Source organism: Leptothoe sp. PORK10 BA2 (genome assembly GCF_034932105.1).
In the GTDB taxonomy this organism is placed as follows: Bacteria; Cyanobacteriota; Cyanobacteriia; order Phormidesmidales; family Phormidesmidaceae; genus Leptothoe.
Map to the genome: position 1 here is coordinate 1 of NZ_JAYGIG010000130.1, position 21,542 is coordinate 21,542.

The 21,542-nt window shown below is 51.6% G+C and carries 20 protein-coding genes and 1 tRNA gene; 7 read left to right on the forward strand and 14 right to left on the reverse strand.

Annotated elements, in window-relative coordinates; all coding sequences use genetic code 11:
• Window positions 1-85: 85 nt before the first annotated feature.
• The 3 genes from VB741_RS20840 to VB741_RS20850 all read right to left on the reverse strand — a co-directional run bounded on the left by VB741_RS20840 (window position 86) and on the right by VB741_RS20850 (window position 2,402).
• On the reverse strand, window positions 86-754 hold the full coding sequence (locus VB741_RS20840; RefSeq protein ID WP_323367132.1) for an ABC transporter permease: 669 nt from the start codon (window positions 752-754) through the stop codon (window positions 86-88).
• A gap of 233 nt (window positions 755-987) precedes the next feature.
• Window positions 988-1,992 carry an ABC transporter ATP-binding protein gene (locus tag VB741_RS20845; RefSeq protein WP_323367133.1) on the reverse strand — a complete coding sequence of 335 codons (1,005 nt, stop codon included), beginning with the start codon at window positions 1,990-1,992 and terminating at the stop codon, window positions 988-990.
• A 266-nt stretch (window positions 1,993-2,258) separates the two neighbouring features.
• Window positions 2,259-2,402: a hypothetical protein gene (locus VB741_RS20850; RefSeq protein WP_323367134.1), complete on the reverse strand. Its 144-nt coding sequence runs from the start codon at window positions 2,400-2,402 to the stop codon at window positions 2,259-2,261.
• A 687-nt stretch (window positions 2,403-3,089) separates the two neighbouring features.
• On the opposite strand from VB741_RS20850, the gene VB741_RS20855 reads away from it, so the two are divergent.
• Window positions 3,090-3,623, forward strand: coding sequence for a universal stress protein (locus VB741_RS20855; protein WP_323367135.1), 534 nt, complete (start codon window positions 3,090-3,092; stop codon window positions 3,621-3,623).
• Here the strand turns inward: VB741_RS20855 and VB741_RS20860 are convergent.
• On the reverse strand, window positions 3,586-4,239 hold the full coding sequence (locus tag VB741_RS20860; protein WP_323367136.1) for a glutathione S-transferase family protein: 654 nt from the start codon (window positions 4,237-4,239) through the stop codon (window positions 3,586-3,588). The genes VB741_RS20855 and VB741_RS20860 overlap by 38 nt on opposite strands.
• Before the next feature lie 325 nt (window positions 4,240-4,564).
• Here VB741_RS20860 and cobA point away from each other — a divergent pair, with 325 nt between their 5' ends.
• The 3 genes from cobA (at window position 4,565) to VB741_RS20875 (ending at window position 7,672) form a co-directional block, all read left to right on the forward strand.
• A complete protein-coding gene (gene cobA / locus VB741_RS20865) occupies window positions 4,565-6,091 on the forward strand; it encodes a uroporphyrinogen-III C-methyltransferase (protein WP_323367137.1) in 1,527 nt (508 codons plus the stop codon).
• A 32-nt stretch (window positions 6,092-6,123) separates the two neighbouring features.
• The gene (coaE, locus tag VB741_RS20870; RefSeq protein ID WP_442786420.1) at window positions 6,124-6,720 is read left to right on the forward strand and encodes a dephospho-CoA kinase; all 597 of its coding nucleotides are present in this window, start codon (window positions 6,124-6,126) and stop codon (window positions 6,718-6,720) included.
• 604 nt (window positions 6,721-7,324) lie between these two features.
• On the forward strand, window positions 7,325-7,672 hold the full coding sequence (locus VB741_RS20875; protein ID WP_323367139.1) for a putative quinol monooxygenase: 348 nt from the start codon (window positions 7,325-7,327) through the stop codon (window positions 7,670-7,672).
• 85 nt (window positions 7,673-7,757) lie between these two features.
• Here the strand turns inward: VB741_RS20875 and VB741_RS20880 are convergent, their stop codons facing one another.
• The gene (locus VB741_RS20880) at window positions 7,758-9,953 is read right to left on the reverse strand and encodes a hypothetical protein (RefSeq protein ID WP_323367140.1); all 2,196 of its coding nucleotides are present in this window, start codon (window positions 9,951-9,953) and stop codon (window positions 7,758-7,760) included.
• A 260-nt stretch (window positions 9,954-10,213) separates the two neighbouring features.
• Complete coding sequence (locus VB741_RS20885; RefSeq protein ID WP_323367141.1) at window positions 10,214-10,558, reverse strand: DUF4870 domain-containing protein; 345 nt, start codon at window positions 10,556-10,558, stop codon at window positions 10,214-10,216.
• Between the two features lie 232 nt (window positions 10,559-10,790).
• On the opposite strand from VB741_RS20885, the gene VB741_RS20890 reads away from it, so the two are divergent.
• Window positions 10,791-11,186 carry a VOC family protein gene (locus tag VB741_RS20890; RefSeq protein ID WP_323367142.1) on the forward strand — a complete coding sequence of 132 codons (396 nt, stop codon included), beginning with the start codon at window positions 10,791-10,793 and terminating at the stop codon, window positions 11,184-11,186.
• A gap of 293 nt (window positions 11,187-11,479) precedes the next feature.
• Here the strand turns inward: VB741_RS20890 and VB741_RS20895 are convergent, their stop codons facing one another.
• On the reverse strand, window positions 11,480-13,894 hold the full coding sequence (locus VB741_RS20895; RefSeq protein WP_323367143.1) for a CHASE2 domain-containing protein: 2,415 nt from the start codon (window positions 13,892-13,894) through the stop codon (window positions 11,480-11,482).
• Between the two features lie 390 nt (window positions 13,895-14,284).
• Here VB741_RS20895 and VB741_RS20900 point away from each other — a divergent pair, with 390 nt between their 5' ends.
• Window positions 14,285-14,725: a hypothetical protein gene (locus VB741_RS20900; protein ID WP_323367144.1), complete on the forward strand. Its 441-nt coding sequence runs from the start codon at window positions 14,285-14,287 to the stop codon at window positions 14,723-14,725.
• A 247-nt stretch (window positions 14,726-14,972) separates the two neighbouring features.
• Here the strand turns inward: VB741_RS20900 and VB741_RS20905 are convergent, their stop codons facing one another.
• The 6 genes from VB741_RS20905 to VB741_RS20930 all read right to left on the reverse strand — a co-directional run bounded on the left by VB741_RS20905 (window position 14,973) and on the right by VB741_RS20930 (window position 19,369).
• The gene (locus tag VB741_RS20905; protein ID WP_322745011.1) at window positions 14,973-15,260 is read right to left on the reverse strand and encodes an HU family DNA-binding protein; all 288 of its coding nucleotides are present in this window, start codon (window positions 15,258-15,260) and stop codon (window positions 14,973-14,975) included.
• A 130-nt stretch (window positions 15,261-15,390) separates the two neighbouring features.
• Window positions 15,391-15,618, reverse strand: a complete 228-nt coding sequence (locus VB741_RS20910; RefSeq protein ID WP_323367145.1) for an indolepyruvate ferredoxin oxidoreductase subunit alpha — start codon at window positions 15,616-15,618, stop codon at window positions 15,391-15,393.
• Window positions 15,619-15,746: 128 nt separating this feature from the next.
• Entirely contained in the window at window positions 15,747-16,967 is a 1,221-nt protein-coding gene (locus VB741_RS20915; protein ID WP_323367146.1) for an ATP phosphoribosyltransferase regulatory subunit, read from the reverse strand.
• 67 nt (window positions 16,968-17,034) lie between these two features.
• Entirely contained in the window at window positions 17,035-17,991 is a 957-nt protein-coding gene (locus VB741_RS20920; RefSeq protein WP_323367147.1) for a J domain-containing protein, read from the reverse strand.
• A 151-nt stretch (window positions 17,992-18,142) separates the two neighbouring features.
• Entirely contained in the window at window positions 18,143-18,997 is an 855-nt protein-coding gene (locus VB741_RS20925; RefSeq protein WP_323367148.1) for an inositol monophosphatase family protein, read from the reverse strand.
• Window positions 18,998-19,000: 3 nt separating this feature from the next.
• Entirely contained in the window at window positions 19,001-19,369 is a 369-nt protein-coding gene (locus VB741_RS20930) for a 2Fe-2S iron-sulfur cluster-binding protein (protein WP_326522199.1), read from the reverse strand.
• A gap of 168 nt (window positions 19,370-19,537) precedes the next feature.
• Between VB741_RS20930 and VB741_RS20935 the strand changes: the two genes are divergently transcribed.
• Window positions 19,538-19,624: transfer RNA gene (locus tag VB741_RS20935), tRNA-Ser, on the forward strand.
• Between the two features lie 83 nt (window positions 19,625-19,707).
• Here VB741_RS20935 and VB741_RS20940 read toward each other — a convergent pair.
• Entirely contained in the window at window positions 19,708-21,438 is a 1,731-nt protein-coding gene (locus tag VB741_RS20940) for a DMT family transporter (RefSeq protein WP_323367150.1), read from the reverse strand.
• Window positions 21,439-21,542: the final 104 nt, after the last annotated feature.

Here is a 21,542-nt window from a genome sequence, read left to right on the forward strand (position 1 = left end):
TACCAGCTTAAAGGCTCAGAAACGCTCGATCTTTGACTTCCTGACCGATGCGTTAAAAGCCTCTCGACATGGTTCTCCTGCACCTTCATTGATCCCTGAAGGAGACTGACCCCCCTGAATCTTTACCTCTCAACAGACCTGTGCTGGGCAACATCGGCAGAAAGTTAGCAATCAGTCGAGCCCGACCGCTCCATTCTTCTGTGGGGGCTGCCAAGAGAAACAGCAGGGCAAACTGCAAGATGGGCAAAATCTGTTGTACCCGTTTGAAGACTAGGGCACAGGACCCCATGATAAAGGCCAAACCATAGGCCCCCATCAACAAGGTCAACAGCGGAAAAATCAGCCCTAGGGGAAATGAGAGCTGGCTACCGGTAATGCCCATGAGGATAAACAAAATTAGGATAATTATGGTCATCCGTAGAGCTAGGCTGGCCACGGCCCGGGCAAAAAAGATTTTTGGGGCAGGAAAAGGGGAGAGAAAAAGTTGCTCTAGGGTGCCGGTCTGGGCTTCGGCCTGGATATTGAAGGCAATGTCATTAACGATGTACAGGGCTAGGGTCCACAGTACGTAGCCGACGACGACTGAATCTAGGCGATCGCCAAAGTTCAAGGCGGATCCGGCCATGTATTGAGCACTGACAAACAGACCGTAGAAAACGGTGGTGATGATGACAACGCCGCCAATGATTTCGGATGGATACCGGATAAATTGAATCCAGGTACGTTTGATTTCGCCGATGAGCAGGTTGAGCATGCAAGAGCTAGATATAATGAGCCGTTTCTTTATGATGACGGGTAATGGAGCTTAAGCCCAAGGGCCATTGCTGAATCCTCAGGCCTACCCATTTTGACCCACAAGTTAGTTACGCTAAGGGTCGGTCAAAAGTAGCTTTCAAGTTCCAGTGACGGGTAAACCTCAAAGGTTACCCCACTCCGTGGCCCCTCCCAGGCAGTAATTAGGTATTGGTCTGGACATTGGGTACGGCATTAACTCTCCTGCTTTAGATCTCGGATGGGGGCTTGATCGCCATCTCGAATCAACGACAGAAAAACATCGGTTAGGTCAGCTCTGTCTTGGCGAATCTCTTTGATGGGAAGGGGCCGCAGAATATCTAGCAATTCATAGAGTGCATCGCTGGAGAAGTGCACCTGGTTATCCACCACAGTACCGCCCAGGTCCATAATCTTCCCAGCTCGCTGAGGATCAATGGACTGTCCACAGTCTATGCGATAGGCACTGCCCGAAAACTGTTGAATTAGCTCATGGGTAGACTGTTCTGCAATGATCTGACCCTGACGGATAATGGCCACCCGATCCGACAGCTCCTCTGCCACATCGAGCTGGTGAGTGGTTAACAAAATCGCGCAGCCTGCTGCTGCAATGTCGCGCACCAGGGTTTTAACAGTTTCACTCGCTTCCACATCCAGACCCAAGGTGGGTTCATCCAGAAGTAGTAGGGTTGGCTGATGCACTAGGGCGACGGCGATGGCCAGTTTTTGCTGCATCCCCCGCGACAATTTTTGCACCGGAGTTTTGTGTTTGTCGCTCAGACCAAACTGCTCCAGCAGTTGCTCCCCCCGCTGCCGCGCCACCCGTCGTGGCACCTGGCGCAACCCACCAAAATACTCAATATTCTCCAAGGGTGTTAGCCGCCAGTAAAGGTTGCGGTTGCCCTCTAAAACTGCCCCCACCCGTTTGAGGGCCATGGATTGACGATGGGGGTCCAGACCATCGATGCTCACCTGCCCCCCATCGGGACGCACCAAGCCGCCAATCATTTTAATGGTGGTGGTTTTGCCAGCCCCGTTTGGCCCGAGAAACGCGAGCACTTCTCCTGCACCGATGCGTAGCGACACATCTCGCACTGCTTCAAACCTCCCCTTGCCACGACCGTAGGACTTTTTTAGATGCTGAGCATCCAAGGTGATGGTAGGGCTAGGATTTACTTTGGGCGAATGCCTGGATGGTCGCAGGGGCAAGGGAAGCGTCATTCAGAGTTACTCCGGTCATAAGTGGCCGCTAATGCCTAACGGTTTTTACTGTAGGTCACATCGTAACGCGAATGGTGGATGGGTGCGGCGACGGGGAAACTGGGCGAGACTTATGGCTGGAACTAGGGTCTCAGTCCTATGGCTGAGACCCTGTTCAAAACAACAAAAAAGCTCTGGTATTTCACCAGAGCTTAAGAGGAGCATATCGATTACTAATGGACTTGATGCAATGAGCCCAATAACAACTGATAGGTTGGATTAATTAATTAGTACCAGCTAGAAGAATAGACTTCACCTTCATAAGGCTGAATACCAACGGCGGGATAGGCATCGTCATCGGGGCCAAAAATTCGAGCAGCAGCCTCAAAAATATAATTGAAACTATCCGTTAACCAACGATGAATAAACATGGCTTCGAACCTCCATGATGTGTATTAACTGGGGGTGAGAAATGTTGATACCCTCTAGACAATACAGGGGGTTACTAATTGGCCTTGGAGATCCAACTGTAGTCAGCCTGCAACTTGAGGCATCACGATGTCTCTTTGCTGTTCTTTGTCTGGTTTTATTCTAGATCTAAACTCAAAACTCCAACGAATAGTAGTAATGACTTGAAAGCATTGTTTACATTACTTCGTTAGCGCGATCGCAACTAAACCAAGGCCCACAGCCTTATTCTCCAGTCAATATACCGGCTGAAATAGATTGATCCCCAGGCAATCTAAATAGGTTGTAAATAGGTAATCTTGGCGAAAAAAAATGGCCTACATGGACTTAATTAGACTTAATTTTTTCTGATTTGACCATTCAGTACCCTTAGCATTTCTAACCTAAATGCTAGGGGTTAGGTGGCTGAATCCTGTACCTGAATTTCCCTCGTTTGATACCGGAGCCAAAGCCCCTTAATATTTCTCAATTGATAGATTGAGTTTTTTAGTGACTATGGTGTTTTTGGGCGTCCTTTAGTATTTTTGATCCGATAATAAGAGCAAGGGTCCACCTGTCTAAGCCCCTAGTCGTTTATAAAATCTCGTCCACAAAATCTGGCCCATTTAGTTAATCTTGTTTAGTTGTTCAACCATTGGAGAATAGCCGCCATGTTTCAACGAATTTTAGTGGCCTTGGATCGAAGTAACAGTAGTTGTCGAGTCCTGGAAGAGGCGATTGCCTTGGCTAAGCCAGCGGGCCAGCTCCACTTGGTGATGGTGGCGCCTCCCATGGAGATGAACTATGGCGAGCCGTTTTATCTGGGTATGGAGATGGGGCGGGGCACCTGGACCGCTGAGCTATATCAAAGCCAGCTGGCAAGGTGGCAACAAAATTGTCAGGAGATTGAACATTGGGTGCGATCGCAAGCCGACTTTGCCCGTCGCCAGGGTATCGCCGCCACATATACCTGTCCCGAGGGAGCACCTGGACCTGCACTGTGCGATGTCGCCACCGATTGGCGTGCCGACTTGATCGTAATGGGTCGCCGGGGTCGCAGTGGCTTTAGCGAACTGTTACTGGGCAGTGTCAGCAACTATGCCATGCACCACGCTCCTTGTTCTGTTCTCACCGTTCAAGGCATGGGACAACCCGCCATGGCCACCGCTACTTCCCCATCATCCGCTGCCGCATCCGCAGTTTAAAGTCCTCAAGCTGGGCTTGACTCACGTGGGTTTGTTGCCAGGCGGATCGTTCCATTAGTCGCTGCCGCCAGACGGCCAGGGTGGGATAGTCTGCCAAAGATAGTCCCATTTCGGGAAGCCAGGCGGCTAGGGTGCCGCTGACGATATCGGCCAGGGATAGCTGCTGTCCCCCAAAGAACGTATTGTCCCCCAACTGCTGCGCCCAAAACTTCAATACCACAGCGGTCTTTTCATAGGCTTGGGCAACAGCCTCTGGATCGTCCTTGCCAAACAGATGTTTCATAGTCAGGGGCAGGGTGGCCGGGAGCATTTCATTCAGGGTGACCATCTGTACCATGCGCACCCGCGCCACGGCCTCTGGCTGGGTGGGCATTAGGGCTGGACTGGGGTATTTGGCCTCCAGATAATCCAACATGGCAAAGGATTCAATTATGGTGTAATCGCCATCCACCAGAACAGGAATATGGTGAAACGGGTTTAAGGCGAGAAAGTCTGGCTCAAACTGGTCCCCGGTAAGATCCAATGCTTTGAGTTCAAACTCCAAACCTTTTTCAATTAGCGTCACCCATACCCGGCGCGAGTTAATGGATAGGGGCGTGTGGTATAGGGTAATCATGGGTCGAGCTTGCCGTTGTAATAGTAATTTTTAATGGTGATTCTGGGCGATCAGTATAGCCTCTGGGGTTGATTTAAATATTGATGGCTATAGATATCGACAGATATCTACGACTACATGACGACGACATTGAGATGTGCAAATGAAGATGAAGGACTACGTCGATTTGTTTGGAACGTGACGGATCCAAACTATGATTTTTAACGGCTTATTTTTGCAGTAAGGGGCTGTTAATAAATAACCCATGGCTGTTGAAACCTTGAGTTTCCTCACCAGAAAAACTACAGTTCTGGACGTGGACAAGGTTTATATATTTGATCGGTGAATGACAAAAAGTGGCAAAGTCTATCTCCTGGGAGCAGGTCCCGGCAATATCGACTACCTCACCGTGCAGGGGCAACGGCTGCTGCACCAAGCCGATTGTTTAATTTATGACGCCCTGGTAGACCTGCGCTTATTGTCCCTGCTGCCGCCCACCTGTGAAATCATTCCGGTGGGAAAGCGAGGTGGACAGCCTAGTACCCCCCAAAATGAAATCAACCAGCTGCTGGTCACCCACTGCCAGCAGGGACAACAGGTGGTGCGGCTCAAAAGCGGCGATCCGTTTATCTTTGGTCGGGCGGCGGTGGAAATTCAGGCATTGAAGGCCGCTGACTGTGACTTTGAAGTGATTCCAGGACTGTCCTCAGCCCTGGCGGCTCCCCTACTCAGTGCCATCCCCCTGACCGACCCAGCCCTGAGCCACGGCTTTGGCGTATATACCGCCCACAATCTCCACAACCTAGACTGGGCTACCCTGGCCAACCTAGAAACTCTGGTCATGCTGATGGGGGGACAGCACCTGGGGGAGATTTGCTATCAGCTCCAGTCCCACGGAAAACATGAAGACACAACCGTGGCGGTGATCCAATGGGCCAGTCAACCTCAACAGCGGCTGTGGCAAGGGACGCTGCTCACTATGGCCCAGATAACTAAGGGCGAGAGGTTATCGCCCTGCATTATAGTCATCGGTGAAGTGGTACGCTTGCGAGAGTTTTTACAGCCTCCTACCGCAAGTATGACTGGCGTCCAGCCCTTAGCTAACAAAACCATTCTCGTCACCCGTGCCACGGGGCAGGCCAGTGCCTTTACCACCCTACTCAACCACCAGGGAGCGACGGTCATTGATTTGCCTGCCTTGGAAATTCGGCCCCCCTCCAGCTGGGCAGACCTGGATCAGGCATTGGCAAATTTACAGCGATTTGACTGGTTGGTGCTGACGTCGGCAAATGCGGTCAATTTCTTTCTGGATCGGCTGCTAGATCAGGGGTTTGACCTGCGTCAGCTGGCCCAGATCAAACTAGCCGTGGTGGGTAAAAAGACGGCCAAAATCCTGGCCGAACGAGGATTAAGGGCTGATTTTGTGCCTGACAACTATGTGGCGGACGCCCTGGTGGAGAGTTTTCCTGTGGCCCTGTCAGGCCTACAGGTGCTATTCCCACGGGTGGAAACCGGTGGACGGGATGTGTTGGTAAAAGAGTTTTCGGCCCAGGGTGCCACCATAACAGAAGTGGCTGCCTATGAGTCGGGCTGTCCGGCCGTAATGCCTGCCGGGGCCATCGCGGCTTTGCAACAGGAACGGGTGGATGCGGTGACCTTTGCCAGTTCGAAAACGGTACGTCATTTTGAGCAGCTGATGGCCGGGCAGTTTGGGGAGTCGTGGCGAGAGGTTTTGACGGGGGTTGCGATCGCATCCATCGGCCCCCAAACCACCCAAACCTGCCATGACACCCTAGGTCGAGTGGACATTGAAGCCACCATCTACACCCTAGACGGCCTCACCGATGCCCTGGTGCAGTGGGCTAAAGCATAACCATGACCCAGCAAGCCATGACCCAGCAAGCCATGACCCAGCGCATCATCGGCCTCACGGGCGGCATTGCCACCGGCAAAACCACCGTCTCAGACTATTTAGCCACCACCCATCAGCTTCCAATCCTCGACGCCGACGTCTACGCCCGTGCAGCTGTCGCCGCCGGATCGCCCATTCTAGCTACCCTCAGCCAGCGCTACGGCAGCACCATTCTGCTTCCTGACGGCACCCTTAACCGCCCCCAGCTAGGCACCATAATCTTTAATGACCCAACGGAAAAACAATGGGTGGAACAGCAGATCCATCCCTTTGTTCGCCAGCAATTTACCCAAGTCAGTCACAACTATCCCCCCAGCCAAACCTTGGTCTATGCCATTCCCCTATTATTCGAAGCCAACCTCACCCACCTAGTTAGCGAAATTTGGGTAGTCAGCTGTCGCCCTGAGCAACAACAACAGCGCCTGCTCGCCCGCAACCATCTCTCCCCAGCCGAAGCCCAAGCCAGAATTCTTAACCAGCTCCCCCTCACCGAGAAAATCGCCCAAGCCCACCAGGTTTTGGATAATTCCAGCGATAAACCTGCCCTCTATCAGCAGATTGACAAGGCCCTCCTCAAGCTGGAGCAATAGGTTTGAGACTCTCAAACTCATGACCTAGACTTTAAACCCTAAAGAACCGCTAAGAAACAAATTCATGACTTGGTCTGGATGGGCTAAATTTTCGCGAAAATCGATCCAGAATCCTGATCACCGGCCTCGCCGTAACCCCAAACTTAATGCCACTTGGGATCACCCAATACGTTGGGTCTTAGGGTGATCCCAGACCTAGCCAGGGGGATTTGGGGAGTTCGGAGGGACTCCAAGCAACATCTTTAAACTCCCCCCCAACAGTCTAAGCTACGTTCCTAAACAGCCTCACTGAATATTATTTTCCTAGCTAAAACCATACTAGCTAAAACCATAAACTTAACTTCTAACAAGCCCTAGCTCTCTCGCCACAAACCAGTCGGCAACACATAGTAGATTAGCCTAGTAGATTATCCCTGACATCACTCAGCACGTAAGCTTCGGGGTACACCTATGCACCCATCTGGATATTGTTTTTCCACGCCCCAACGTTCCTGATCCCTGTAACTCAACCCTAAGAATCACAAACCAACATGACAAAAGAGTGATATTTGGCAATCCTTGTTACAAACTGGGAAGTTACTCCCTGACGAAACACGAGAGCACCATGACTGACTTTACTGATTTTCTTAAACATAAGCAGGCCTATATTGCCATTGGCGAATTTAAGCCCGGTCGCTTTTCCCAAGCCCGCCACCTTTATGAGCAGGCCGTAGCCACCTATAACGACGGATTCAAAGGAGCCTACCTGTTCCAAGAACCCGGCACCGATCGCGGCATTGCCGTTATCCTATGGGACAACGTAGACAACATGGACGCCTACCAAAGCCCTACCTACCAAGCCATTGTGAGGGAATTATCTGGACTCTTTATCGCGCCGCCGGACGTAAAATTCTACGAAGTCTGTAGTGAAATTGGCCTCATGGGACGATTCGCCCAAGCTGTTGCTGCTTAGGCCGCTCAGGCCATCACTGTTCAGACTATAGAGCAAAAGAGAAGAGAAGAAAATTATTTCCTCCTGCTTTTCCTGCTGGATCTGCTCAACACATGACCGGAGCCCCTACCTGTACTTCCTGCTCCAGTATTGTCAACTTGCGCATCACATGGTCGAGGTTATTCCCATCCCCACTGATGCGCAGTAACCGGGCTGCCGTTTCCAAATCTGCTATGGCCTGGTGCAGATTACCCTGCTTTTGGTAAACCGCCCCGCGATAGCAATAGGGCAGTGCCAGATCGGGCTGCCGTTCAATCGCCAACCCAAATTGTCCAATGGCCTGTCTCAGGTTCCCTGAGGATTGCAGCGCTTGTCCCAAATAAAAATAGGGAATTGCACTCTGGGGACGCAGCTCCAACGCCGCTTCGAGATCGCTACGGGCACCACTATAGTCCCGCACCTCTATTCTCAGCACCCCCCGATTACACCGGGCAGCAAACAAATGGGCATCCAAGCGAATGGCCTGGCCAAAATCCTGGAGCGCTTCAGCTCGGTTACCCATCTCAACCCGGGCCACCCCCCGGCAGTTATAGGCCGCCGCACTGGGCCGAATGGCAATTACCTGGGTAAAGTCATCCACCGCCCCACCATAGGTTTGCATGTCATGGCGGGTAATCCCTCGGTTGAAATAGGAGGCCGCATCCTCAGTGTCAATGATGGGATTCTCAAACCGCTGAATCAGAGGACGAATCACTGCTGGGTCGGTAGTGCGTAGTTTTAGCTGTACCGTTGGAAACAAACTGGTCTGGGTGGAGAGGGTTTGCATGCCAATCAGGGCACAGCTGGAGTCACACACCGCAAAGTTCTCGGTGGTGCCCAAAACTTTAAAGGAGAACAAGGTGGGATAGTCCTGCTTTAGAGGCAATAGCTGTTTGAGGGCATGCTTGAGCTGGTGATGTCGGACGCTATTTTCACTCCACCGCTGGCTAATGCTACGTAGCAAAGGATGCTCACGATTGTCTCCCTGATGACACCAGCCAATGTGTAGACGACAGTTCCGTTCTAGCACCTGGCGAAATTGTGCCAGCAGGTCTGCGTCTAGGTCTACACTGTCTGCCCAGGGCCACACCAGCATCACCTGTTGACGCGCCTGGACCAACAGCTGTTCCAATGCCTGGCGGCTATTGGACTTTCCTTCAATATTGTCAAAGTCCAACAGCCACTGGCTATCAGTGGCGTTAGTCATGGAGGTTTGCAGGGGTTTGAGGGTTTCAACCACGGTCTCCAGCACCACATCGGTCATCCTGCTCATTTGCTGGTCCGTAGCATCTAAACGGTGTTGTAGCTGCTCCATGCTGGCTCTGCCCTGATTTAGAGGTTCTAGGGTTTCAGTTACCGCATCTAGGACAGACTCAGTCACATGTCTCAGCTGATCCTCTATTAGGTTTAGGCGCTGCTGTACCTGATCTAACTCTGCCGGATCAAAGGACTGAATCAATTGGAGGATAGATTCCTGGGAGACGACCCGAGCCTTCAGACTGGTGGATAGGGACAAGAACTCATCCCGAGGCACCATGTCTGAAACGGTTTTGACCAGCTCCTGCACCTCGCCCCGCAGGAGAGATTGACGCTCTTCGGTGGTGAGTTGCTGTACCCGTTGCTCTAAGTATTGGAACTTATCACTGAGTCCGGCATGGTTATTCTTGGTATCAGCGCCAAACACATCCACATGGACCCGCAGCTGCATCAGTTCCGCCTGGAGCTTAGTCAGCGATGCCTCCGTCGTTGCCAGACGGCTGGTATCTAATTGCTGGAATTGCTGACAGCGCGATCGCACATCCTTCAACTCAATACTTAACCGACTATGCTGCTCCTGCATTGTGGTCAAATGTTGACGCAGTTCCTGCAATTCTGGAATGTCCTGCGGCTGCTCAATCTTGTCCGTCAATGTTTTACGCGTATATTCAAAAACCTGGGTCAGGCTGAGAATATCCTGCTGATTTTGGGCCATGATCGACTGCCGCACCGCCGTCATCTGCTCGTGGGTCGGCAGATCGTCCAGCCGCTCTTTCATCACCCGCAGCCGTTCATCCAGCTTACCGTTGACCGATAACATCACCGACTGACTTTGGGCCAGCTTAGTCTCCAACTGGCGTCGATTGATCAGCCCCAATGCTGCCAACAATGACAGGGGCGCAGTCGCCAATAGTATCTGCTGGGTAGCGACCGAGGCCACCGTCCCCGCACCAGCGCCCAAAAGCAGCGCATACTCAGTCAAATTAAGCCAACGATGTTTCTTCACGGAGTTTTGCCGAATGCAATGACGAAAAAGCAATTGCCCATCCCGAGGATCAGCAACATAACGAAAAAAGCAGCCCGTCTGTATCTTGGACTGCTTATTCTTCTATTCATTCTGGCAATAGCCACATCAGGAGATTAGTCAAGTCTTTCAGGGTTATCAAATGCTAACGTCACCTACGTATTAACCCTGATTCAGAAGTCAGAACTTAAGCGTTGAATAGTTTTCCAAGCAATAGTCCTAGCCCTAAAAACTCGAATTTTCTAAAGAAATCTCAAGATAAAGGGGTATTTAAAGGCACTCTCCGTATTGCGAAAACTAGACACAATTGCGAAAACTGGCATTACCCATTGGAAAATTAGCAGGGGAACCACAAACAGCCAGCCGATCAGTAGCCAGCACAAAATACCGATAATGAAGCTGTAGATCCAGATATTAAGGTGAAAGTTCAAGGCCTCCTTAGAACTTTCCTTGACTACCGGATCATCGGAAATAATCCACAGGGCAGCGGGTAGGCCAGCTGAAAATAAAAGCTGACTAAAGAATATAGACCCGTGGGAAAGAGCGGATAAAATTTTTCGCTTATCGCTATCAAATGCTGTATCCATGACGTTTTAGTCCTTTTTTTTGCTGTGACTTTTTTGTTGTGTCCTTATAGTAATTGATGATTTGATTGAGACATTTAGGGAAAACCGTAGTCGGTACCAATCAAATAATTGACCCCATTGTAATGGCCAAATTGCCCTGCAAGGGCTGTCTGTATAGGAGGGCTTTACATATGATGAGGGCTTTACAATAAAAGCTATTGGAAGACACCGATCGCTATTGAGGATGCGAACCATGGAACTGAAACGGTTGGGACATGTGGCTATTTGTGTACCAGATATTGCGGCAGCGGCCAGTTTTTATCAATCTTTGGGCATGAATCTGGTGTGGCAGGACAGTGACTGGGCCTATTTAAAAGCTGGGAACGATGGTTTGGCCTTGTTGAGCCCAGCCTATGAACAGGCGGGACCTCACTTTGGCTTTGTGTTTGACGACCGGGCTGCGATTGATCAAGCCTATGCTGAACTCAGCCAACAGGATATTAAACTGACGGAGATTCATGAACACCGCGATGGTACGGCCTCCTTCTATGGTCGTGATCCCTTTGGTAACTGGTTTGAGTATCTCTACGAACCCAGTGAACCCGATACCCCAGCCGTCAAAGCCGCCGAACTAGTCGCCTCATCCTGACCCCCATCACCAAAATAAGTGCGGCCATAATCGAAACCTCACTTCCCGTCCCCCATCCCTCGACCAGGGCATGATCCATGCCAACATCACTTGGCAGCAGTTTCAGCTGATTCGCACTGGGTTTGGCGACTCCTGCCGAGTGCGACTTTGGTGACTGAGCCCCCTAGACATGGGCCTGCTAACCCGTTGTGTTTTAATGGCCCAAACCTCCTGGTTAGAGGTGGTCAGCACATTCCTCAACTCCCTTAAAAGCAATCCCTGATGGAGTGTGCCTGAGGGGTGGACAACCAAAATCACTGATAGTGAGCCCCTAAATAGTGGGATAGTTTGTCTAGCAGCTCATCTCGCCGGAATGGTTTGCTCACAAAATCATCGCAGCCAGCCCCTAGGCTCAGTTCCCGATCTTCTGCAAATGCATTGGCGGTGATCGCCACAATGGTGGGGGAGACTGTATCGGTTTCTTGGCTTTTCTGTCGAATTTGGCGGGTGGCTTCCCAACCATTCATGACTGGCATTTGCACATCCATCCAAATAAAGTGGGGCCGCCAGCTTTCCCAAAGCTCAACGGCTTCCTGGCCATTGGCGGCTTCTCGAATTTGAAAACCGAGGGAGGTTAAAAGTTTGTGCAGTAGCTTGCGGCTGATGGGTTCATCGTCAACGATCAAGATGCGGAAATCCCCCTGGTTAGCGACCAACTCTTTCACCTGTGTTGCGAGGGGCTGATGGGGTTGGGGTGAGAGTTCCAAACTAGCTGGGAGATCAAACTGAAATGTGGTGCCCTGGGTTAAAGCAGGCTTAGTGGTGATTTCTCCCCCCATCAACTTAACTAGCTGTTGACTAATGGGTAACCCCAGGCCCACCCCATCAAAACAGCTCCGACTGACCTGGCCCTGGGTAAAACTTTCAAATAGTGTGGCGACTTCATCCTCAGCAATACCAGGTCCTGTATCTTCTATCTCAAAGTGAAGCGTAATCTTATCCTGGTCCCTCAACCTCTCTGAGAGTCGGAGAACAACAATGCCCCTTGGGGTAAATTTAATCGCATTATCCAACAGGTTAATTAACACCTGGCGCAGTTTGCATTCATCTAGGGTGACAAACTGGGGCACCTGAGGGCTGCGTTCGAACTTGAGCTGCAGCCCCTTGGCAATGGCCTTCGCCTCTACCATGGCCTGCAACGTATCCAGGAGACTGTATAGATCTACGGTGGTCTCATGTAAGACAATCCGATTTTCCTCTATTTGAGACATCTCGAGGATATCGTTAATTAAATTCAACAGGTGTTCTCCACTCAAGTCAATAATGTCTAAAGACTTTTTTTGTTCTCCAGTTAAGGCTGGATCCTGGGCCATCAGCTGAGTAAAGCCTAAGATTGCATTGAGCGGTGTGCGAAATTCATGGCTCATCTTGGCTAGAAACTGACTTTTAGCATGGGATGCTGCTTCAGCTTGAATTTTATCTTTTTCCAGTTTGAGATTTTGCTGGGCTAATTCTGTGCGGTATTGCTGCAGTTTCAGAATTTCGTGGACTGTCATGGCACCGGTTGAACCGATTAACGCCAAAAATGCAGGCACTGCGGGAATCCACCAGCCGCCTAAAAACGCGAGGTAGCTGCCCACCATCAGCACAGCGCCTGGCAAGACCACGGACACAATTCCCACCACGAGGCGGGTGAGCATCCTCTTGCCATAGCGCTTTGCTTCTAGCAGCTGCCAATAGCCTAGGGCTCCTAACCCTGACCAAAGTAGTATCCATGCTGATTCCACTGGTTCAGCCCACACCTTTAACACCGCCCGTCCATCCAGGGCAGCACTGACCAGGGCACTGGCTAGGTTGGCATGGATTACCATGCCCGCCGTTGACTCGGGGGTCTTGATCAGACTACTACTGTAGGGCGTATAGAACAGATCATTGAGGCTGGTGGCCATGCCGCCCACAATTACTATGCGATCGCGAATTAACTCTGGCTCTAGACGATTTTTTAAAACATCCGTCACCGATACGCTGGGAAATTGTTGGGCATGGCCCCGAAAGTTAATCAGGATTTGGTACCCACCCGCATTTGTCCGAATATAACCCCCATCGTTGTCCCGTAAGGGCTTCAAAATTGCCTGACCCAGACGATAGATTTTCTGATCTGCGTCGATCACCTCCTGGGGCACCTCGTGAATAGCCAAGTAACGCACGGCCAGCTCAGCCCCCAGCCCCAGACGGAGCTGCTCATCCCCATTGGGATGGGACAACAATCCCCGGCGAAACTTGCCATCGGCATCCACCAGCAGATCGGTCAAGGCCACCTGCCCCCGGCGCTCTAACTCAGCCGGGGGAGCCACGGTCCGGCCAATCGCTTTTTCTACCCCAATCAGATTGGGGGTGGAGGCCATCACCTCAACCCAGTCTTGATGGCCGGGCTCCACTGGCAGATCGCGGTATAGATCTAAGCCGATAACGGCGGGCTGGTGCTGATTGAGGTTGCGCACCAACTGGGCCAAGGTGGCATCGGACAGGGGCCACTGACCCAGGCCACTGATGTCGGATTCATCAATGGTGACCAGCACAATGCGATCGTCAATGGATTCTGTCGAGCGTAGTTGAAAATATTGATCGTAGATCGCCCATTCTAGTAACTGCAGCGCACCGGTAAATCGTAGGGCGATGACTAAGCCAGCCACTATCGGTGTTGTTACAAGGGTGGCAATCCATCGCATCTAAATATTATCTGAGAGGGTTTGCAGGGGGCTGTGACTCTGTTCTTTTTGCTTTGTTCTTTTTTATCGGATGTTTTTCTAACATCACACTATTGTCATTATGACAGGACAGGGTGGAACAGGTTCCTAGGACAAGCAAAGGAGGCAAATGGGCCTACATGCTGTCCTTAAGCGCCCTGGTGTTTGTCCCATTCGTCTCCCAACAGGTCACCCATACCCTTTAATATTCATTAGAGTTTTGCCTAAACCGGGGTATCAACTTAAGCCGGAAAATCCTGACTAGGTGGGGAATCCGGGGCCAGAAGCCAGAAGCCAGTAAGGCCATGGCTCCTGACTTCTGAATACTATCCTTGGGAAAACGTTCCGCTTTGAGTTGGTACCCTTGCCACCATGACTTCCGGGGCAGTCATCCTAGTTGAAGTAGGATTCAAGACTTTCGTTTCTAAACGACAGCGGTCGACCACCATTAATTCAGAATATCTGAACCCACTCAAGCTCTACACTGAGGAAACGTACTTTTTCGCTTACATCAAACAAGTATGGGCAGACATTGCTTATTTAAGGCGAGGTAAAATTAGCGATACAGAATTGCTAGGTCCGATATTTGCCGTTAGTCAGGGATTTCTGCAGACGTTGGGGAGCTTTTATCTCATCCAAAACATTATTGGCAGTGAGATGTATCTAGCCAAAGAACGACAGCTACTGACCTCCGTGAATTTTGCAAACTGTTACAAACACCCGAAAACCGAGTGTGGTTTGATCGGTTGTCTAAATTTTGTGATCAGATTGTCCGGGGCAGCAGCAGCTTTATTGCTGCCCGTCTATACGTAGAAAACAAACCCAGCTTTAGATAAAAATAAAAAACGGTATAACTGCTCTTAAATACAGTTACACCGTAGTTATTAAAGCCTTGGTAAAAGCCTAGGGCTTGACCTGAAGGCAACGAATTCTATGCTGTGGCCCAAGGGCTCGAATAAAGCAATCGATGGAAGTGAGTAACCCACACTCGTATGTTCATCACTTCCATCAACCGAGACCTCTAGTCGAAACCTCAAAGCCTCTATTTGAGTGCCAATCCTTAAGCAGCAACTTTCTCTTTAAAGGCCTTACCTGCAGAGAATGCAGGTACGGTCGTTGCGGGGATAGTCATGGTCTCACCAGTCTTGGGATTGCGACCTTCCCGCTGTTTGCGATCGCGAGGTTCAAAGCTACCGAACCCCACTAGAGTGACCTTATCGCCACTGGAAACAGCCTCCATAATGGACTCAATGGTTGCAGACACTACAGCATCTGCAACTTTCTTGGAAACACCGGCCTTTTCAGCCACCGTATCTAGCAATTCACCTTTGTTCATAGCAAGAGAAATCAATACTTCCAGGTATTTTTAGCATAGGTCCCGATAGGACGCAAGTACTAAATCCAGTAAAACAACCATTAGGCGGTGGTTTCCGCATAACGAACACTGGATTTTTTAAACTGAGCCTACATTAACTCAATTAAACCGGTGTTTTCTGTAAATCAGGTTTTTCTTCAGGTAATATTGCGCCTTCTACTGGACAAACTTGCAGACAGATACCGCAGTCGATGCACACATCAAAGTCAATCCAGTACCAGTCAGTACCCTTCTTATTTTTCTTGGGACCCTCGTGAATACAGGCCACAGGGCAGGCATCGACACAATCAGCCACGCCTTCACAAACATCGGTAACAATCGAATGGGACACGGATTTCCTCGGAGTTAAATATTTATCAAACCGTATATTTATCAAGGTAAGAACCCAAAAATAAACGGAAAAATAGTTACATTTGTTTATCTTAAAGGGCGATCGGGGGTCCTAGGTACGGCAACAACCTAAGGATCGGATGCCTCCAGACTCTCTACCCGCACATCCCCTTGCTCTGACACCCAAGCAATATTGGCAATTTTGCGTTCGTTGGCAAACTGTCGCAGGGTTGCTTCGGATAAAGACATTTGCAAACTCAGCTCCACCCGGGTTAGGGTGGCGGCTTGGCGCAGGGTTTGGGCATGGGCAATGGCTGCTGCCGCTGCCGCTGGCCCAGTGGGCACCACTAGCCAATCGCTCTCGGCCACCACGGCGGGGAGTTGGGGCTGCAAAATCTGTTGGAGGGTTTCGCCGTTTAGCACAAAGCCCACCCCTGGGTAGGATGTGTGCTCAGGATGGAATAGGCTGAGGAGGTTATCGTAGCGCCCCCCTTGCCCCACCACTTCACAGGTGTGCTCGGTGCGGACGACCGCTTCAAACACCACGCCCGTATAGTATTCAAAGGTTTGCATCAGGCTGAGATCGAGCACTAGTTTGGGCGAATTCTCGGTAAATGTGCTCTCCAACAAATCAATCAGGTTTTTCAGATCCCCCACAATCTGCCGCTGCTGCTCATTCAGGTCCAGTTGGCTAACCTGAGTCAGGATGGACCGGGGCTCTCCCCGCAGGTCCATGATGGTCAGGGCCAGGGTGCGCAGCGTATCCGACAGGGGTAGGGTTTCGAGGATGACCCGATCTAGGGTTGCGATCGCAACCTTCACCTGCTCCCGCACAGCAGCGGGAAATGGAGCCAGCAAAGACCCCGTCAGACTCGACTCACTCAACAGCAGATGCCAGTCCTGCACCCCTAGGGCCTGCAGGCAGTCCGCCATGATCAATAAGACCTCAGCATCCGCCAGGGACCCACTGGCCCCCAGTAGTTCCACACCAGCCTGGTAAGACTCCTGCTGTCCGCCCTGACTGCCCGTAGACGACCGCCGAAAGACATTGGCATGGTAATAAAGCCGCTGGGGATAGTGGCTAATGCGGGTCACCGCCGCCCGAGCAATAGACGCCGTCAGCTCAGGGCGCAACCCCAAACGTTCACCTCGGCCATTGAGTTCAATCACTTCAGACTGTCGAATCGCACCGCCCGCCATCAGCGTATCCATGCTTTCGACGGTGGAAGTAATAATCCGTTGGTAGCTCCAACGCTGGAAAACGGTCTCAACGCGATCCTCAATCCAACGCTTCTGCGCCACATCTACTGGGAAAAGATCGCGTCCACCCGTGGGGGGTTGATAGGTCATGACTGTACTGGCTGCAGTTGCTATACCAGCTTAAAGCCTGATGGTGATGAGCGACTAGGGATCCAAACTACTTACCTTTTTTGCCACCAAACAGGCCACCAAATAGGCCACCGCCAGGCTTTTTCGGCACCCCTCTAACGCCCGTAGCAGGAGGGGTGTTAGAGTCGGGCGGATTTTTACCCAGGTGTTTGGCATGGGCATCCAGCTTCTTTTTTACATCAGCGGCGGTTTGGTTCTTGGGGTCTATTTCCAGGGCGCGCTTGGTATGAATACCGGCCATTTTAAGCTGATTACTCCGCATATACATGCGTCCCAGCTCGGCATGACAGATGGGATTTTGAGGATGGGCCTTCACCGCCTCCCGGAGCTCCACAATGGCCCGGGAAAAATTCCCCTTATACTCAAACTCCTTGGCCCGATTGATGAAGCTGTTAATTAATTCCTCCCGCCGTTCACTGGCGGACTTCATTCGAACTGTGGAGTTATCAGCCGTGGCCGCCGTCCCCTGGGCTGCTGGGGTCGAGGCCGATTTATTCTCCGCCGGAGCCGGAGCCCCGCCTTGACGCATGACATAAACGGCATTCAGCTCACTAATTTCACCAATGGCTTCCAGCACCGTATCCAGGGACTCATACTGCTCCAAAATGAGTTGCTTCAGGGCATTGGCATATTCGTAATCGATGTTATTGCTATTGGCAACTTTCTTAGATTGCTCCGTAGATAGCGCTAGGAGGGCAGGCTGTTTTTGCAGCTGCTCTCCCTTGAGCCGCAGGCTAACCTTATGCTCCACCGAAGCTTTTTCCTGGCTTAAAACTTCGTAGGCCGGGTTCACCAGCTTGGATAACAATTCACTGGCCTGCTGCTTTTGCTCATCACTAGCAGTGCGCAAACTATCAGGATGTAGCTTCCGCGCAATCTTCAGATAGCGCTTCCTGACCTGCTTCGCATCAGCATCTAGGGGCACCCCTAAAATGGCATGGTGGTCCACTAGGTCCAGCTTGAATAACCCTCGATTAACCTGCATCTACTTATTGGGGGGAAACACGTGTGATTGTGAAAACTTATCTTAGTTTATCCGTATTGGCATCTAATACCTGTAACTGAGGTGACGCCAAATATACCCAGATTGTGTCTTAAACCAGATATATATGACCCATAAATTTAGTTAGACAAGATTATCCAGGCTTGAATTGGGGAAGGGGACGCACCTGACCCAATTCCCGAATAATGGGCTGATGCAGAGCGCCATTGGTAGCCACCAGCCTGCCAGAATAAATGTCAAACGGGCTGCCATCGTAGGCACTGATCTGTCCACCGGCTTCTTCCACCAGCACTACCCCTGCGGCCAAATCCCAAGGGGAAAGGCCCCGCTCCCAGTAGCCATCTAAACAACCGGCGGCGACATGGGCCAAATCAATGGAGGCGGAGCCTCCCCGACGTACGCCCTGGGTGAGATGGGTCAGGTGACAAAATTCAGCATAGTTATTGTCTATAGTTTCTCGACGATCATAGGCAAATCCGGTAACTAGGAGACTATCCGCCAGTTTTGCTGTCGTCGATACCTGCATGGGCCGACGATTGTGGGTGGCCCCCAGCCCCTTGGCCGCCCGATAGAGATCGCCCAAAATTGGGTTGTACACCACGCCAACGGTGGGCAACCCGGTCACCAGCAAGCCAATGGAAACAGCACACAGGGGATATTGATGGGCATAGTTGGTCGTGCCGTCTAAGGGGTCAACCGCCCACAGCAACAGACTATCCAGCTGTCCCAACTGACCCGATTCCTCCGCCAAAATGGCATGGTCAGGAAAATGACGCTTCAGCACCGCCAGGACTTCCACCTCAGCTCCCCGATCTGCCTCGGTCACCAGATCCCCAGACCGACCTTTTTCCTGAATCGACGATAAATTTCCCCAATACTTTTGCAAAACCGCTCCGCCAGCGAGGGCAGCCTCGGTGGCGACGTCTAGAAACCGCTGTAAATCTTCAGATGTAGGCTCAGATATGGGCTTGGGAGACATCGTGCTCATGGGTTAATCTTCATCCAACGGCAACCCAAATCGTACTTTCCCTTTGCCAAAGTAGCGACCAAACTGCTGTTCGTAGACTTCATCCTCGTCCTGGGTTTCCACTTCTAAATCGGTGCGAGGATAGCTGACACATAGTAGGGCATAGCCTTGCTCCCGCAGTTCTAGCGATAGCCCCATCGCTTCAGGCTGGTCCACTTCTCCAGAAATAATCCGCACCGCGCAGGTGGTGCAGGCTCCGTTGCGACAGGCAAAGGGTAAATCGGCCCCTTGGTTTTCTGCCGTTTGTAGAATGTAGCGATCGTCAGGCACCCGAGCTGTGTAGTGACAATCCTTTTGACGATGGTGAATATGAATTGTATGGGTTTGGGTCATGGAACCAAATTGAAAAAAGCAGCGGTGTCCTGCCATAGTGCCATGGAATGCAATCAGTCCCATGGAATGTAATCAGTCCCACTGAATGCATGGGCCCATGAAATACGCACCACTTTCTGATAGTATATTTTGGCTATCAAGGTTTAACTTTTTAGCCAAAATAACCTTGGAGAGGTGGCCGAGTGGTCGAAGGCGCAGCACTGGAAATGCTGTAATGGGGTGACTCATTCGAGGGTTCGAATCCCTCCCTCTCCGTTTTTTATTATTTCTTATATGGGTTGTTAAAGCCCTATAGTTTGCTGAGGCTCTGAGGAAATCTTAGGAGAGCTAAGGAAATACTAAGCAGTCTTCTGCCGACTGAGGCGATCTAGGGCTAACGTCATTCCCCCCAGGGTAATCAGGATAATGCCGGGCCATTGAATCATCTGAATGGTGGGCTGATTAGTCAATAGAAATACGGCCAGCAGCGCCGTAACCAGCGGTGTTGCCGCTGCTATCAGGGCGGTGCGTAGGCCTCCCACCAGGCGCAACCCGCTGTAGTGGAAAAATTGGCTGACGGCCGCTAGCAGGCCTAGCCCCAGCCCCACTCCGACAAACTGACTCGTCAGCACTTGTTGGGTGACCACAAAGGGGCGAATCAATAGGATAAGGCCACTGAGGATCGCCATTATGCCGTACTGAATGATCCCCGTAACGATGGGATGGCTCTGACGGCTGAGGCTATTGATCACCACATAGAGGGCAAAGGCTACCGCCGATAGCAGCGCTGCGCTAGCGGTGGCAATGGCTAGGGGGCGGAGAATTAACACCACCCCCATGGCAATGGCCAGCATCACCACCCCCCGCAACAGGTTAGGCCGATCGCCCCTGAGCCACCACATGAGAGGTACCGCCAGTAGCGGATAGGCAAACATCAGGGGGGCAGCAGCAGCCGGGCCGAGGTTACCAACGGCCTGAAATAGTAAAACTTGGGCAAAAAAGTAAAAGACCGCCCCACCCACCAGGGGAAACCATCGCGTTGGAGCGCGCAAGGTCTGACCCACATCTCGCCATACGGAGGGGTACAGCGAGGGGGCCAGCACGGCTAAAACCGGAATTAAGACCACTAGCTGCAGCAACAGCAGGGTATTGGCATCAAAGAAGTTGAACCCGGGGAGACCAGCCAGTGCCCCCCCCAACAAAGTCTCCCCAAACAGATTAGTCCCTAGGCTCAGCCCCCCCACCAGGAAGGGAATGGCACTCAACCCAAGGGTGGCAATTCCACAGAGCACCATGCCTTTTTTCAGGGCCCGTCCTGGGGTGCGATCGCGACCGGCAGATCTGGGCTTAGCCGTCTTACTTAACTGCATCGCCCCCAAGGCCGGTTGCAAGGTGTTCCCCTCATAGGGCGGTACCACTCGGCGGGTAGTTCCCACCACCTGGTCGGGCCGTGGCTGCTCCACATAGGTGCGGCCACCCACCACCGAACTGCCATCCAGCAAGGGACGATTGTCCAAGGCAGGGGGCAGGGGGGCACTACCGTTGGGGGCTGGGGCCAACTGATCCCCCAGCTGACTACTCAGTCGGGCCACTAGGCTCTCTAAAATCACCTCCCCCTGTTGTTCCATGGTTTGCATCCGAGTCAGCTGCTGGGCAATCGCGCTTTGATAGCTGCTGAGATCGTGCTGGAGGGATTTGACACTGCGGTTGAGGGTGTCATCTAAGGAATGGAGCCAGTCTTGGGTAGGGTTGGGCAAATCCACCGAATTAGTCACATAGGCATGGAGGTCTTCCCGCAGATTGTGGGCCAGTACCTGGGCCAAGCGCTTAGCCCAGGCATTTTGCTGGGCCAACTGCTGCTTAGACAGGGTGACATCCAACTCACTTTTCAGGGACTGATAATCCAGATAAAGCTCGTCATACTCTACCCGGAGCGCCTCCAGGTCACCGATCAAGCGCTGCTTTTCCGTCTTTAAATAATCAATATCCTGGGTCAGCTGATCGGCAAAATGCCGCTGCAACGCCTGAAAATCGTCATCCAGCGATTGCAGTAGTGGGTTATTTTTGCCCTGACTTCCAGACTCAGCCATGTTGCTCCTTCTGATATATGCTTCGCCAACGGCATCAGACTCCTGTATGACACGCCAACCAAGCCATACCCTGCTTTATACCCAAGTTTCCTATGGGTGTCGAC